Origin of the sequence: Halobellus salinus, assembly GCF_014646875.1 — an archaeon.
Classification (GTDB): Archaea; Halobacteriota; Halobacteria; order Halobacteriales; family Haloferacaceae; genus Haloquadratum; species Haloquadratum salinum.
In genome coordinates this window covers 14,619-28,743 of sequence record NZ_BMOC01000025.1, presented here as the reverse complement: position 1 = coordinate 28,743, position 14,125 = coordinate 14,619, and the positions used below count along the sequence as shown (strand labels likewise).

Annotated in this window: 13 protein-coding genes, 2 tRNA genes and 2 pseudogenes; 7 read left to right on the top strand and 10 right to left on the bottom strand. The window is 64.6% G+C overall.

Features of this window, described 5'->3' with window-relative positions; translation table 11 throughout:
* Positions 1-207: pseudogene (locus IEX72_RS14010) on the top strand (IS5/IS1182 family transposase); the annotation flags it as partial.
* A 139-nt stretch (positions 208-346) separates the two neighbouring features.
* Here IEX72_RS14010 and IEX72_RS14005 read toward each other — a convergent pair.
* A complete protein-coding gene (locus IEX72_RS14005) occupies positions 347-1,516 on the bottom strand; it encodes a folylpolyglutamate synthase/dihydrofolate synthase family protein (protein WP_229663852.1) in 1,170 nt (389 codons plus the stop codon).
* On the bottom strand, positions 1,509-2,792 hold the full coding sequence (locus IEX72_RS14000) for a poly-gamma-glutamate biosynthesis protein PgsC/CapC (RefSeq protein WP_188788414.1): 1,284 nt from the start codon (positions 2,790-2,792) through the stop codon (positions 1,509-1,511). Before IEX72_RS14000 ends, IEX72_RS14005 begins: the two co-directional genes overlap by 8 nt.
* A 795-nt stretch (positions 2,793-3,587) precedes the next feature.
* On the opposite strand from IEX72_RS14000, the gene IEX72_RS13995 reads away from it, so the two are divergent.
* Complete coding sequence (locus tag IEX72_RS13995; RefSeq protein ID WP_188788412.1) at positions 3,588-3,788, top strand: ribbon-helix-helix domain-containing protein; 201 nt, start codon at positions 3,588-3,590, stop codon at positions 3,786-3,788.
* A gap of 357 nt (positions 3,789-4,145) precedes the next feature.
* Here the strand turns inward: IEX72_RS13995 and IEX72_RS13990 are convergent.
* Positions 4,146-4,220: transfer RNA gene (locus IEX72_RS13990), tRNA-Arg, on the bottom strand.
* Between the two features lie 590 nt (positions 4,221-4,810).
* Here IEX72_RS13990 and IEX72_RS13985 point away from each other — a divergent pair.
* Entirely contained in the window at positions 4,811-6,040 is a 1,230-nt protein-coding gene (locus IEX72_RS13985; RefSeq protein ID WP_188788411.1) for a DUF7115 domain-containing protein, read from the top strand.
* Positions 6,041-6,057: 17 nt separating this feature from the next.
* Here IEX72_RS13985 and IEX72_RS13980 read toward each other — a convergent pair whose 3' ends face one another.
* The gene (locus IEX72_RS13980; protein WP_188788420.1) at positions 6,058-6,402 is read right to left on the bottom strand and encodes a DUF5830 family protein; all 345 of its coding nucleotides are present in this window, start codon (positions 6,400-6,402) and stop codon (positions 6,058-6,060) included.
* Positions 6,403-6,721: 319 nt separating this feature from the next.
* On the opposite strand from IEX72_RS13980, the gene IEX72_RS13975 reads away from it, so the two are divergent.
* On the top strand, positions 6,722-7,390 hold the full coding sequence (locus IEX72_RS13975) for a VTT domain-containing protein (RefSeq protein ID WP_188788409.1): 669 nt from the start codon (positions 6,722-6,724) through the stop codon (positions 7,388-7,390).
* A 76-nt stretch (positions 7,391-7,466) separates the two neighbouring features.
* Positions 7,467-7,621 (top strand) — tRNA-Met (locus IEX72_RS13970).
* A 67-nt stretch (positions 7,622-7,688) separates the two neighbouring features.
* Here IEX72_RS13970 and IEX72_RS13965 read toward each other — a convergent pair.
* Positions 7,689-7,835, bottom strand: coding sequence for a hypothetical protein (locus tag IEX72_RS13965; RefSeq protein WP_188788407.1), 147 nt, complete (start codon positions 7,833-7,835; stop codon positions 7,689-7,691).
* 158 nt (positions 7,836-7,993) lie between these two features.
* Positions 7,994-8,056 (bottom strand): annotated as a pseudogene (locus tag IEX72_RS15600) (PGF-CTERM sorting domain-containing protein); the annotation flags it as partial.
* 108 nt (positions 8,057-8,164) lie between these two features.
* Here IEX72_RS15600 and mch point away from each other — a divergent pair.
* Positions 8,165-9,106, top strand: a complete 942-nt coding sequence (mch, locus tag IEX72_RS13955; protein ID WP_188788405.1) for a methenyltetrahydromethanopterin cyclohydrolase — start codon at positions 8,165-8,167, stop codon at positions 9,104-9,106.
* Positions 9,103-9,591, top strand: a complete 489-nt coding sequence (locus IEX72_RS13950; protein WP_188788403.1) for a hypothetical protein — start codon at positions 9,103-9,105, stop codon at positions 9,589-9,591. Before mch ends, IEX72_RS13950 begins: the two co-directional genes overlap by 4 nt.
* 17 nt (positions 9,592-9,608) lie before the next feature.
* Here IEX72_RS13950 and IEX72_RS13945 read toward each other — a convergent pair whose 3' ends face one another.
* The 4 genes from IEX72_RS13945 to IEX72_RS13930 form a co-directional block, all read right to left on the bottom strand.
* On the bottom strand, positions 9,609-10,922 hold the full coding sequence (locus IEX72_RS13945) for a M48 family metallopeptidase (protein WP_188788401.1): 1,314 nt from the start codon (positions 10,920-10,922) through the stop codon (positions 9,609-9,611).
* Between the two features lie 322 nt (positions 10,923-11,244).
* Positions 11,245-11,697, bottom strand: coding sequence for a CBS domain-containing protein (locus IEX72_RS13940; protein WP_188788399.1), 453 nt, complete (start codon positions 11,695-11,697; stop codon positions 11,245-11,247).
* A 158-nt stretch (positions 11,698-11,855) separates the two neighbouring features.
* Entirely contained in the window at positions 11,856-13,478 is a 1,623-nt protein-coding gene (locus IEX72_RS13935) for a GTPBP1 family GTP-binding protein (RefSeq protein ID WP_188788397.1), read from the bottom strand.
* Between the two features lie 101 nt (positions 13,479-13,579).
* Positions 13,580-14,086 (bottom strand): J domain-containing protein, encoded by a 507-nt coding sequence (locus IEX72_RS13930; protein WP_188788395.1) that lies wholly within the window; start codon positions 14,084-14,086, stop codon positions 13,580-13,582.
* Between the last annotated feature and the right edge of the window lie 39 nt (positions 14,087-14,125).

Here is a 14,125-nt window from a genome sequence, read left to right as displayed (position 1 = left end):
CGCGGCTCGTCGATGATGGCAACCGCGAATAACGCTCTCATCCGGTCGAAGGGCTACACACAGCGGTGGATGTCAGAAACGTCCTACTCGACGGTCAAGCGAACCCAGGACTCCGCCCTGCGTTCGCGGTTCTGGTACCGCCAGTTCCGCGAGATCGTTCTCCTGTTCGCGCTCAACAACATCAAGAAGCGCTCCAAGACACTATGATCCGACTCCCGTACCGCATTTTCAATAGAGCACAGATTTGGTAAGTTGGCGACGGATTGTAACCACAGGTCCACGTTTGAACTCCGTGTGCGCGCCCGCTGTCGCTGTGCTGTAGTTAGATTTTGACGCCCCCACGGTTTCATTCCAGGGTCCGTTGGTCGACCTCCTCGGTAAGATCCCGCATAAACTCTGCGACGGTGTTCCCCATCATATAGACGGGGTGTCCTTCGGTAAGGGCTGAATCAAGAACATCTGCTACGTGCTCGGATTCGCGGTGTCGAACGACACCGGCGTTGACGCGCCGCTGGAGGAGGGTATCTTGTGTTCCGGCGGCGTGAATCTGGGTGATGAGGTTGTTTGCGTGAAGCCAGTTGAGGTACTGGACGAACGCAGCTGTACGGCCAGCCCGGTCGCGCCGGGTGTAGATGAATGGAGTGATGATATTGTTCTCCAGGCGCTCGACGAGGAACTGCCGGAGCAGTTCCGTGGACTCTATATCATTCATCATTGCGCCGTTAGCGATCAGGCCACCTTTTTCAAGTCGTTGCCAGCCCCACTCCCGATGCAGGGAGTCGATATAGGTCTGGATCTGACTGGGTTCAAGCGGATCCAGTCCGAGTTCGCGGAGTGTTTCGCTGACGAGCAGGGCGGACCGCGCGCCGAACACGTCAGCGAAGGGGCTCTCCTCGCCGTCGGGTTCGGCGACACGGAACTCGTGGCCAGTCTTCTGAAACTCTTGGCGAAGATACGTATTGATGGCGTCGTTTCGGTCGCCGCTGATCACGGCCGTGTTTTCCGGAATAACGCGGGTAAACACGCGGGCGATGTCATCAAGATCGTCACCGAGCGTGGACTGATGATCACGACGGACGTTAAGGAGAATCACGACCTGTGGATCGAAGAGTTCGTTCGCCAGACGGGTCGTGTACTCGCGGATGCCCTGGTTCTCGACGATTGCAGCGTCGACTGGATGATACTCCGCGAACTCCGCTGCGTTCTCGTAGAGTCGTGTGGTACCGTCCCGTTCAATGCGTGTTCCATCGCAGTTGTGGTAGGAGACTGGCTGGTCACCCGTAACCTTCGCGTAGGTTTCGAACCCTCGGTCAACGAGTGTCTCGTTGAGCCACCGAACAACCGTTGATTTCCCTCGAACACCCGTGACCGTGACGCGAGCGGGTGTTGGCTCAACGCGCTCGTAGTGGCCGCGGCTACGGAATACAACACTTCGTGCAGCGGCGGAGAGATCAGAGACAGCATACGAAACATACTGTCTGAGGTCGGTCAAGGACTGGGGAAGCGTGTCACTCACTGTGGTCACCATCGTTGTCAGCGGTCGTGTCAGCAGGCGCTGATGCTCCACTGGGGGGTTCGTGGGAGCCGTCGACGAGTGGGGAAGTCGCGGCATCGGGTCCATCTGTGTCGGCCTTCACGAACACAGATGCCTGTGCAAACTCAGCCCGCGATGGGCGTGCTTGTTCGAGGCGGTACACCTCGAAGAGAGCCAAGGCAATAACTACTGCTCCGAGGGTGGCGTAGGCGAGTTCAGCATGATAGAGCAGTCCGGTCTCTGGGACATCGATGAAGACAAGCAGGCCGGCGTAGAAGACGACGAACAGGCCTGCTGAGATCCGGATGCTCGCGGTTCGGCATTTCGGTGAGACACGATAGAGGTTGTATGCGGCGATGCCGATGAACAGTCCGAGAAAGAACAACGAGAGCCCCGGCAGTTGAATCGCGGTCAGGCCGCCAACTGCGAGGGCGTAGAGCGTGCCGGTGATGAGTGATACACCGAGGAGCACACGGCCATACAGTAGTGAGAGCCAGTGGATGCTTGAAACGGCAAAATAGGCGGCGGTCGCGCCGAGAACAAAAACCACGGCGACGTGTTCAACGTGGGCGCTGAAAATATCGAGTAGTGGAATGATGACGATGCCAGCGAGCGGGAGATCGTAGCGTTTCCGGACGAGTTCGTAGATACTGATGTCGATGATGAGGAGTGAGATAGCTAACCACTGGGGTGTGATCTGGGTGATGGGTCCGCCTCGGGTTTCGATGCCGAGCCAGACGACGAGGTCACTCGTCGGGAGTGCGAGGACGGGTGGTGTGGGTAGTGGGTGCGCTTCAAAGAACAGGAGTCCCGCAGTTCCGATGAGCATGAGGCCGACGTACACGACGATGGAGAGGCCGACATCGATTCGTCGGTCTTCAGGGTCGAGTCGCATCAGATTGTAGGCAGCGACACCGGGGAAGATGCTTGCGACGATCTTGGCATCGTCGAACGGAAGGCGGACGAGCGTGTGGGCGGCGATGATGTAGGCGACGAGAATGGTTGTACAGGCACCAGCGAGGACAGCGATGAGAAGGACCCGACGGCCGTGACTCAGCGTGTATTCGCGTGTGAGCCAGAGTGCACCCCATGCTCCGACCACGCCGCCGATGAAGATGGGTGGTGAGAGGGGTTCGAGGAAGGTATAGACCGTCAAGAGGGGGAGAACCATCACGCCGCCGAGTCGATAGCCGCCTCTATGTGAGATGGCTGCGACGATAGCCAGCCCGACGACCATGATAGTCGCTGCGATGAGCATTCAACTCACTGACGGAGTGTCAGCTGATTACGTGATTAACCGACGACACTAAAAGATGCTGGCTATCCCGGGTATTTGTCCGTCCTTCTTCTCCGTTTGAGAGGCGACGGTTTATGGAACATAATGAGTGACACCTCTGGTGAACCGGAGGCGAGGGCAACGGCTTCGGAAGCGGAAGATGCTGCCAGCGGAAACGGTTCGGCGGGGGTGGGTCGCCGTGAATTCGTGATTGGCGGTGGGGTACTCGGCGTTCTAGCCCTGAGCGGCGCGGGTGCGTATCTGTCGATGGGGTCCGCTCCGAAGGAAAGGTTGTTCATGCTCCAACAAGGGTATCTCCGGTATGAGGTCGATCCGATCTCGGAAGCCGGAATGAACGTTGAGCAGTTCTACGATTACACGGATCCGTCTGCGAGCTTAGAGGGTCGTGTTAATTTTGGCGTGAGTTGTGCAGGACGGCGAGGGCTTGGAGCCACGATTCTGCTGTCTTCGGTTTGACATAGCTGAAACTATTTGCAAACGAAAATGTCCGTCATTCTATCTCTCAAAATACTCGTTCGATTGCATTCTGATTCCCGTGTGAAATCATCTGGAACCGATAGCCATCCTGGTCAAAGGCGTTCACCAATTGACATCCTCCCCGCGCCAAAGCGCGAGGATTCCACGAGGTGGAGTTTACGGTTCCGTGTTTCCTCGGGGGAGCGTGTCATAGAAAGGTTCACATAGCTCACTGAAGCAGCTTAAACAAATTGAAATCGCCGTGCACTCAGTGCACGCTGATTTGAGCTTGTTTTAGCTATGACGAAAGAGAAGTTCGGAGTCGCTGTTGGCGAGGAGACCGTGCAAGAAGTGGATGAGTTGGTCGCAGAGTGTGACGATCTCGGAGCCAGCCGCTCCGAGATCGTCGAAGCCATCCTCACAGCGTTCGTTCAATCCGAGACAAACCACGTTGAACAGATACGAGAGATCATTATTCGGAAACGAAAGGGTACTCTCTGACTGATTTTAAACTTCGTGCACCAAGTGCACGTACTTCTAAGCTAACAGCCTGCTATAATAGTAATTAAAATGATCATAGTGTGTGAAGAGTTCTATGACACGCTCTAGTAGGCTATCCAGTGCTTGAGCCGGGACAGGTGTGACCGGATTGTAGCGGCGGCCAGTCCCTCGCGCCGGTCATCGATGTACAGTTCTACAGCTTCGGCTGGTTCGATTGCTTCAGTCATTTTGGCTCTCCGGAACCGGCACACGCATCGAGGGTGCAACCCGTCACAACTTGGGCTCTCCCGCTGGAATAGCGCTTATAGCGGTCGAGCCTGTCGCTGTCCTGTGACTCTGGTGCGAGTTGCGAGAGGATGGGCGCTGCAGGATTTGAACCCGCGACAGCTTGGTCCGAAGCCAAGTACTCTGTCCAGGCTGAGCTAAGCGCCCGAAGCCACGAGCAGTCGCCGCCCGTGCGCCTCTACTCGGCCTGAGCGCACCCGCGGGTAAAAACACACCGGATCGGAGCCCGCAGGTGCGCGGACGGTCGTGTTCAGTTACGCAGGCGCCAACCAGAAAACCGCCCGTGGTTGACATCCTCTCCGCGGTGAAGCGCGGGGATTCCTTCGTGGGACAGCAGGCCGTTCCTCCGTCCCCGGAGCCACCCTGACCGAGGCCACGGTGGTCTCGGCTCTGGTTCGTGAGTAGTGCGTCGGGCCACCCAAGTGCCGTGGTGTGTTTTGTGTATCCGGTTGCACTTCACGGGCCGTGCCATCGACCCGACTCAACCCCGCTGGGTGAGTAGAACGCTCGACGCAGGGTTGCTTTTTGATGACGGAGACCCCCATCCAACTCCAATTTTCGCCTGATGTGCTTGCGTTACAATATGCTGTCGGGCTACTTAGTATCGTGGTCAGCGTCCCTGTTGTCGGGTTCATCCCCGCGCTAAACCACGGGGCTTTCTCCTTGATTCTCCGTAACGAAACAGTACCGCGCGGACGACCCACGGATTTATGACCAAACGGACGGAGAACCGACTTATGAGCCAACCGGAGATCGTGCAGTCCGGCCTCGGCGACGAGACGGTTGTCGCCCACGTCGACCTCGGTGGCGAGGACGAACTGTACGTCACGCCCACGCGAACACTGCGCTACCGGGCGGAGGGGCTACTCTCCAACGAGTCTGTCGAGGAGTTCTCCCACGGGGCCGAACGCGTTAGCGTCTCCGAGGGGCGCCGAAAGTCGAAGGTGACCCTGGGTTACGGCCTCGACGGCGAGCAGACGGTTTCGCTGCCGACGAGTCGGTTAGAGCACGCGCTCGAGCCCATTATCGAGGGGGTACTGAAACACAACGGCGTGCTCGGTCAAGACGAATCGGTTGCGCAACTCTTCCGGTTCAGCGAACTGACCGTCGTTGTAGCCGGCGAGCGCGTGGTCCGCCACATCGGCCCGGGACTGTGGGATCAGGAGTTCGAGTCGTACCACTACAGCGACGTTCGAGATCTGGAGTTCGAGGACGGGAGCGTGAACACCTCGGTCGTGCTGACGGTCGGCGGCCAGCGGGAGCGGTTCAAGACGCCCAACGAGGACGCCCGTGCGGTACGCGCCGCGCTCGAATCGACGCTCTTGGCCTACCGGCAGGTCGATTCCATCGAGGAACTCCGGGCCGCCGGCGCATCCGAGGGGTCCGGAGACCCCGGAAGCCCCGAGGAGGTCTCGTTCGGTGACGGTCCCGATCCGTTGTTCGCCGATCCGACGGAACCGGACGAACGCCCGGACAACGCCGCGCGGGCGCCCGACGATGAACCCCCGAACGTTGGCTCGGCACCCAACGGCGGGACAGCAGGAGACCGGACTGCCGAGGCCGACGCCTCCAGCCTCGGCATCGACGAGGCCGTGCAATCGGGGACGGCAGGCGCTGCTGACGCGGCGACACCGGCGGGGCCCGAACCCGATGCAGCCGGCGTCCCGGAGCCGAAAGGCGGGTCGGAGTCGGCGAGCACTACGGCCGAGTCGTCGGCACGAGGCGGCGGGGAAGCGGGCGACAGCGCGCCGGGGCCGGCGGACACTCAAAACGGGGAGACAACCGGGGAGTCATCGAACGCGGGGTTCGAGGGGTCTGGGTTCGAGGCGGCCGCGCCCGCGGCCGACGAACAGGTCCTCGAAGAGGTTGCGGCGCTTCGAGAGGTCGTCGAGCAGCAGAACACGGAGTTGCGTTCCCAACGTGACCTGATCGAGCAACTGATCGAGGAGCTCCGACGCGGGCGCTGAGCGACCAGCGGGGCGAGCTACGCCCGTCCCAGTACCTTCCGGACGCACTCGGGCCCAAACGGGCCGAGTTCGCCCGCGTCGAACCGGACGAAATGGCCCGTCCCGAGGCCGGCGCCACACCGCCGGCATTCGTAGTCTCCCTCCCTGCGGACGACCTGCTCTTCGAACCTGACGAACGTGTTGCCTCGGCGCGTCCGGATCCGTCCCGCCTCGCGGTCGATAACGCCCCGGAGCTCTGCGGTATCGAGGATCTCCCGGGTCAACGCGGGGGTTGTGGTGATCGTCTCGATCCGATCAACCGCCTCCGGGAGCGGGAGTGACTCGCGTTCGAGGTGTGCGAGCAGGTCAACGCCGAGCGCCACCCGGGCTTGCCGGTTGAGGTCGGCGAGCGACGGGCGATCCGCGGCGTCGGAACCGCCCGCGGTGTCGATACCGCCGCCGTCCGTGTCGGCTTCAACCGGCGCGGACTCCGCGGCGTCCGAGTCGTCGCCGGTGGCGGCATCGCTGTCGGACTCGGCGGACGATCCGAACGCCGAGAGGTCGGGCTGTGCGTCGCGTTCGTCGCCTGCCACGGTCGTACGTCGGCACCGGGGTGACTAAACTTTGCGCCGGGAACGCTTCCGAGCCATACACGCGCTCCGGTCACTACTGTTATGTCTGACCCGCGGCGACGTGTAAACGATGGGACTCTCGCGCGCCCAGCGGCGGGTCGTCGCCGGGGCGGCACTCGCAGTCGTGCTCGCGGGGACGCTTCTCTCCTCTCCGAATGTCGTGCTCTCGCGGGCGGCGTGGGTCGTCGACGACCCCGTCCGGCTGCTCGCCGTTGCGGCCGCGTTCGCGGTCGTGCGGCCGCTGTTGGCGTGGCCGACCACGCTGCTCGCGGTGCTGCTCGGGTACGGCCTCGGACTCCCGGGATTTCCGGTCGCGCTCGCCCTGGTGACACTCACGAGCGTTCCTCCGTTCGTGTTCGCGCGACGCCTCAGTGGCGACGGGGACGTTGCAGCCGCGGGCGCGGCGTTCGTTGAGCGGGCCGGCGGCGTCCGGAGCGTGGTCGCCAGCCGGTTAGTGCCGGCTCCCTCGGACGTGGTGTCGGTGGCGGCGGGCGTCGCCGGGGTTCGGCTTTCGACGTTTCTGGTCGGTACCGCGATCGGGGAGGTTCCCTGGGTGCTCGGGGGGACACTGGTCGGGATCTCGGCGGGGACGCTCACTACCGGGGCGGTCGCGGAGGCCGCAGACGTTCGATTGGTCGCCGCGGCGGCGCTCGCGGCTGTGCTCCTGCTGGCGCCGACAGCGTACGGCTGGTATACTGAACGGGCCGTCGGGGCCGGAGGGGTAGACGACGACCGGTGACTCGGGTGCAGTCCGCGGATCTCTCGCCGCCTGACTTGCGAAGGTTTAAGAGCGTCATCAGACTATGGGAGGACGAGCCCGGGTGGCTTAGCTGGACATAGCGCCGCACTCATAGGGTTTCCCGAGATTCGGTGCGGTTCGCCTTGGAAGCCTCCGACGCTCCCCACGGGGCCCGCCGAGCCTCGAACCTGGGACATGCGGAGATCGTGGGTTCGGAGCCCACCCCGGGCACTCACCACACTTTTCCAGGCCGAAACTCCCCCGAGAGCACCACGCCCGGCTGTAGTCCGCTCACCACCTACATCCGTAGTTCGTAGTGGGAGTCGTCGGTCACCTCCAACCCCGCGAGGCACGGCCGGTCGTCGTGTGGTCGAAGTCCCGAGCACTCGTAGATCCCGTTCGGTGTCTCCTCGACCGCGTCTAACGCCGCGTCCCAGTGGCTCACGATAACGACACGTTGGGTGAGCGCGGTGAAATACGGTCGGAACACGCAAGCCACCACGGGTTTGATCGCGTGCGAAATAGACCGGGACCCGGAACGACGGGCCGACTCCGGTGGTTGGTTCTGGTCGCGTCCTCACGGCGAGGGAGTTCCCAACGGTGTCAGTTGTGGCGGCCCGCGAGCAGCGCTGCGGCGAGCAGCGCCGTCAGCGCGACGACCACGCCGAAGCGATGAGGGCGTTGGCAACGACGCGTCGAACGTGTCCCACTACGGGTGCGTCACACGCCGTCGACGACCACATTCATTTATTCCGGTACGCCCAACCACCGACTATGGACTCGATCAACCGGATGGCCATCGAACTCGTAGACGAGGCCATCGACTTCGCCGACGAACTCCGCGTCGACGCACACGACCTCCCCTCCGGGGCGACCGTCCTCGACTTCGGCGTCGACGCCGTCGGCGGCGTCGAGGCCGGGATGCTCCTCGCGGAAGTCCAGACCGCGGGGCTGGCCACCGTCCAGACTCGAATGGACGAGGTCGCGGGCGCGCCGACCCCTCACGTCGAACTCCAGACCGACCACCCCGCGCTCGCGCTCCTGTGCTCCCAGAAGGCCGGCTGGGAGCTCGCGTTCGAGGACCCGCCGTTCGACGGGCTGGGGTCGGGGCCGGCCCGCGCGCTCGTCGCCGAGGAAGACGAGTTCCGCGACTTGGAGTACGCCGACGAGTTCGATCTCACCGTCCTGTCGGTCGAGAGCGTCGACCTTCCCGACGACCGCGTGGCTGAGCACGTCGCCGAGCGCGCGGGGATCGAACCCAGCGGGGTGTTCCTGCCGACCTACGCCACCGGGTCGACGGTCGGCAGCGTCACCGCCGCTGCCCGCGCCGCCGAGCTTGCGTTGTTCCGGCTGTTCGAGCTGGGGTACGACGTCCGCAACGTCCAGTCGGTGTTCGGGTCCGCGCCGCTCGTGCCGGAGACCTACGACGAGAGCGAAGCGTTGGCCCGCACCAACGACGCCTTGGCGTACGGCGGCGAGGTTCACCTCACCGTCACGGAGGAGTTTGAAGACTTCGATCACGTGCCATCGAGCGCGCGCGAAGAGTACGGCACACCCTTCGCGGAGATCTTCGCCGAGGCCGACTGGGATTTCTACGAGGTCTCCGAGTCGGTGTTCGCGCCCGCGAAGGCCACCATCGACGTGGTCGACGGCCCGACCTACGCCCTGGGCGAGACCGACGAAGACCTCCTCGCGGACTCGTTCGGTCGCCAGTGAGATTCAAACTCCTTCCCGAGCCGCCGGGGTCGCTGGCTCTCATCGGGGAGGCCCAGCGTGCGGTCCCGTTGGTCCCGGGGTCGGAAGACGACTGCTGTGCCCGGTTGATGCGCCGCGTCGAGTTCCCCGCCCGCGACGTGAGCCGGGCGTGGCTCACGTTCCTCCGCGCGCTGGAACTCGCACGCGAGACCGACGCCGGGTTCGTCCGGGAGCAGCGGGAGCCCACCCCCGAGCACCTCAGGGACGCGTTCCGTCGGCGAGTCTACGGTGCGCGCGAGGTGTTGGCGTCGCTCGACGCCGACAAACCGAGGACGGTCGATGAGGTCTTCACCGAGTTCGAAGACCGCGTGCCGGTCTGGGAGACCCACCGCGCCGCCGAGGACTGGCGCGACGTCTGGCGCGAACGCGTCGAGCGGATCTTGGGGTGGGCGGTGCTGCTTGGACTCGCCGAGAAGCGCGACGACGGGTACGTGCGGAAGCAGTAGGGCGGACTCGGGCCGGTCTACGTCGCCGGCGGCACGTCGACGTCGCTGCCGTCCTCTGCACCGACACCGCTACCGACATCCTCATCCCCGTACTGCTCTCGCAGCCGACGGATGCGTTCGGGGATCGGCGGATGGGTGAGGTTGAACGCGGCGTAGGCGGGGTGCGGGAACGGGTTGCTCAGGTTCTCGCCGGCCAGCGTCTCCAGCGCCCGCGTCATCTCGGCTGCGCCCCCCATCGTCTCCGCGGCGAAGTCGTCGGCCTCGCGCTCGTGCGCCAGCGAGAGGCGGTTAGTGAGCGGCGCGGTGAGCGTGAGCACCGGAGTCGCGTACAGCAGCCCGATTCCCAGCGCCGCGTACGTCTCGCTCGGCAGTTCAAACGCGGCGTACACCCACTGAGAGGTGGTCACCCACCACAGGAAGCCGAACACGACACCCATCTGGATCGCCGACGCGGCGACCTGCTTCCAGATGTGTGCCTTTTTCCAGTGGGCGAGTTCGTGGGCCAACACCGCCTGAATCGCCGCCCGATCCATCTGGTCGACCAGCGTGTCGAACAGCACCACGCGCTTCGCGCGACCGAACCCGACGAAGTAGGCGTTGGAGTGCGACGACCGCCGGCTGGCGTCCATCTCGTAGATCTGCTCGCAGTCGAAACCTGCGCGCGCGAAGACGTCCTCGACGGCCTCCCGGAGCGCGCCGTCGTCGACCGGGTCGAAGTCGTTGAAAAGCGGCGCGATCACGCGCGGGTAGACGACCATCAGCAGGAGCGAGAACCCAACGACGGTCGCCCACCCGGCCACGGGCCACAGTGTCGGGAGCGCGTCGACCGCGAGAAGCACCGCGCCCGCGATTACCCCGCCGAACGCGAGCGCGACGACCGTGCTGACAACGAGGTCGCGGACCCACAGGGCCACGGTCTGGTTGTTGAACCCGAACCGCTCTTCGACCACGAACGTTTCGTAGGCGTCGAACGGTGCCGACAGCACCCGGCCGGTGAGCACCGCGCCCGCGAGCAACACGACGCCCTGCGCGATGCTCGGCAGGCCCGTGGCCGACAGTTGGCGCGCAATGTCGCCGTACAGCCCCGAAACAACGACCGCAAGCAGGATCGCGACACCCACCCACGACTGCAGCCCCGAGAGGGTCGTCTTCGAGCGCTGATACGCCAACATCTCCTCGGGGTCATTGACGTCAAGGGCCTCCCGGACCCACGCCTCGGCGTCGCGGACGGCCGAGGCGCCGTACCGAACGTTCAGCCCGTCGAGTACGGACTCTAAGAGTTGGACGCCGCCGACGAAGCCCACGAGCACGAGCGCGGGGAGTGATACCATTACCTACTGGTGAGAGGTCGCGAAACTTCAACGTCGCGGGAGGGGGCCGCGTTCCCACACTGTGGGTGACAGCGGATATACCTGGGAGGGGGGTTTCGGCGGTTTGCCGGTCAGGCTGGCTCGGTCGTCGAACTCCGCCGGGAGTGCTTCGCGGCGCTGTGAGCAGACGCGCTGTCAGCGCCACGATCAGGGAACCGGAAAGACGTCTCGTGCCCGGAGAGAGCCGATTCACCGCGTCCGAGCGTCGTATCACGCTGGGGTGTCGGATACGCTCCGAGAGCGATGGTCGAAAACGGCGCGTCTATGCTGCGCGCGTAGACGTTCATCGGGTGTTCGGTCCAGGTCGTCGGGTTTCGAGGGGCCAGGCCCGGTCGGCTTTGACGATGTCGTGGATTTCAGCCTTGAGGTCGTGGTACGCCTCGATGACATCCTGTGTGGTGATGATGCCGACGAGGTCCATCCCCTCGACCACAACGAGCTTTTTGATACTCTTCTCGCGCATACGCTTGGTGGCTCGCCGGAGCGTCTTCTCGGGCGGGATCGTGTGCAGCGGGCGGCTCATCACCTTTCTGATGGGGATCTCCCCGAAGGGTGCTTCGGTGACGAACCCCGCGTGCAGACAGTCGGTCTCCGTGACGATGCCCACCGGAGCGGCATCCTCGTGGACGATTACGCTACCGGCGTGATTCCGGAGCATCCGTTCGACGCCACCCCGCACCGACTCCTCAACCGAACACGTGACGAGGTCGGTCGTCATCGCCGCTTCGACGAGCATACGCCCCCTTTCGGGGGACTCGACTTAGCTCCCGCGGGGAACTCGCGTCTCGTTCACCGACTGCGTGTGGCGGAGCTCGCGCGGCAGTCAGTCCGGATCCGGAGCCGCCACACTCAATCCGGACGCGAACCGACGACAGCGGTGCCACGACCGAGGCGCTACGACTCTCCGCCGCCGTCCGCAATGTCAAGGACGGTTCCGACACCCTTGGACTGTCCCTCACGGAAAACGAACCGCTGGCCCGCCTCGACGAGATACGGTCGGAATTTGAACTCGATTGTTGCCGTGCCGGTGTCGCCGGGGAGCAGTTGTCCCCCTTCGGGGTGGAAGATCACCGCCTCGCTCGCGGTCTCGAGGTGGACCACAGGCTCGTAGCCGTCGCGAATCCGCGTGGGGTGGTTCAGCACCATCACCTCCGCCTCGAACGACCGGGCGGCCGTGGGGTCGGCGTCCGCCGGAAGCAGCGCCATCCCGCGATCGATCTCGGCCTCCTCAACGCCTTTGAGCGCGATCCCGACGATCCGGCCCGCGGTCGCGCGGTCCACGCGGTGGTGGTGCATCTCGATTGAACGCACCTCTACGTCCCGGAACGATCCGTCGGGCATCGGGCCGAGTTGGAGTTCGTCGCCGGGTTCGACGCTGCCGGAGTCGATGGTGCCCGACGCGACCGCACCCACGCCGGTGACTGAGTAGGTCCGGTCGATGTACATCCGGAAATCCTCTCTGTCGTGGGCGGTGGTCTTCGGGAGCCGCTCGAACATCGAATCCAGGTCGTCGAGACCGTCCATCGTGACCGCGCTGGTGCGGAGGATCGGGACGACCGAGTCACCGAGTTCCTCGACCGCGGTCTCGACCCCGTAGCGGTCGACAGAGAGCGGCGTCCGGTCCACGTCGCGGAGCAGGCGCTCGACCTCCCGCTCGACGGTTTCCAGCCGGTCGTCGCCGACGGCGTCGGCCTTCGTGATCGCGACGATGGTGGGCAACTCCATCGCGAGCAGGATCCCGAGGTGCTCGCGGGTCGTCTTCGTCGGCCCGTCGTCGGCGGCAACGACCAGGAGGCCGTAATCGAGGCGCTGGCCCACAAGCCCTCGGATGGTGGTCCGGAGCCACGGCTCGTGGCCCACGGTGTCGACGAACGACACCAGTCGGTCGGCCTCCTCAACGATCCGGGCGCGGTCGGACTTCCGGTGGGGGTTGTCCATGTGGACCGCGTCGCCGTCGGTGAACCCGTAGACGGCGTACGAGAGATCCGCCGACAGCCCGCGCTCAACCTCGTGGGGCTGAACGTCGAGGAACCCGCGGGTGCCGCCCTGACCATCGTCGGCGGTCCCGGTGACGAGCGATCCCACGAGCGTCGACTTCCCGTGGTCGACGTGACCCGCGGTGCCGACCACGATGTGGTCGTCGTCAGCGAGCCGTCCCCCGGTGCGCACCGTCGCGACGCCGACCAACCCGCGGTCGCCGTCGTCGCCGACGCCCCAGGTCTCGACGTCGTCGATGTGGGCGTCGGCCTCGTCGGCGAGAATCGAGAGAACGTCCATAGACTCGGAGAACGCGCCCGGGGAGATGCCCGCGATCCCCCCGTCGTCGGTGACACCGACCACGTAGGTCGCGGTCCCGTCCCCGGAGAGCACGCGGTGGCGGAGTTGCGCCGCGAGGCTCTCCAGTCGGCCCTCCGCGAGGTGGAGGTCTCGGGAGAGCCGCTCTTTGAATTCGACGCTACCGCCCTCCTCCTCTCCGCGCTCGAGGGCCGATTCGAGAACGGCCCGATCAGCGCTCATACCAGGTGGTGAGTGTCGATCCGACAAAACCCTTTTCGTGGTGTGTGTACCCGTGTCACACGAACGCTACGGAGCAGTTCCAAGCCGGTTCCGACCGAGGGTCACTCCTCGACCAACCGCTCGTAGGCGCGGGTGACGCGCTTGAACGCCTCCTCGTCGCCGGAGTCGGCGTCGGGGTGCGTCGACTTCGCCAACTCGCGGTAGGCGCCTCTCACGGCCTCCTCGTCGGCGCCGGGATCGACACCCAGCGTCCGGTAGGCCTCCGCGATCGAGGGTTCGTTCGGGTTCTGTCGCGGACGCTCGCGGGACTTCTCGCCGGCGCGTTCGCGTCTGGACCCGGCCGCACGCCGCCCGGGGCCGAACCCCTCGAACCCGCCCGGCCCCTCCGCGGCGGCGTTGGCCCGGCGGCGCCGACCGCGGTCGGCCGTCCGGCGGACTCGGTCGGTGAGCCGGCCGCTGGCGTGGTACCACAGGAAGTACGTCGCAACCCCGAACGGGAGCGCAAACAGGAGCAGGAACGGCTGGTAGGCGAACGCAAGGACTGCGAGAAGCACAGTGGTCCCCGCAAACACCGCCGCGAGCCCGACGACGAGTCCGTCTCCGTCCACGACGCAATGGAGGGTGCGGAGAACCGTAAGCCTCCCGGC

Excerpts from the sequence above, each read along its gene's own strand:
- IEX72_RS14000 (WP_188788414.1), bottom strand. The coding sequence starts at position 2,792 with ATGCTCATCGCAGCGACTATCATGGTCGTCGGGCTGGCTATCGTCGCA.
- IEX72_RS13995 (WP_188788412.1), top strand. The coding sequence starts at position 3,588 with ATGACGAAAGAGAAGTTCGGAGTCGCTGTTGGCGAGGAGACCGTGCAA.
- IEX72_RS13985 (WP_188788411.1), top strand. The coding sequence starts at position 4,811 with ATGAGCCAACCGGAGATCGTGCAGTCCGGCCTCGGCGACGAGACGGTT.
- IEX72_RS13975 (WP_188788409.1), top strand. The coding sequence starts at position 6,722 with ATGGGACTCTCGCGCGCCCAGCGGCGGGTCGTCGCCGGGGCGGCACTC.
- mch (WP_188788405.1), top strand. The coding sequence starts at position 8,165 with ATGGACTCGATCAACCGGATGGCCATCGAACTCGTAGACGAGGCCATC.
- IEX72_RS13945 (WP_188788401.1), bottom strand. The coding sequence starts at position 10,922 with ATGGTATCACTCCCCGCGCTCGTGCTCGTGGGCTTCGTCGGCGGCGTC.
- IEX72_RS13940 (WP_188788399.1), bottom strand. The coding sequence starts at position 11,697 with ATGCTCGTCGAAGCGGCGATGACGACCGACCTCGTCACGTGTTCGGTT.
- IEX72_RS13935 (WP_188788397.1), bottom strand. The coding sequence starts at position 13,478 with ATGAGCGCTGATCGGGCCGTTCTCGAATCGGCCCTCGAGCGCGGAGAG.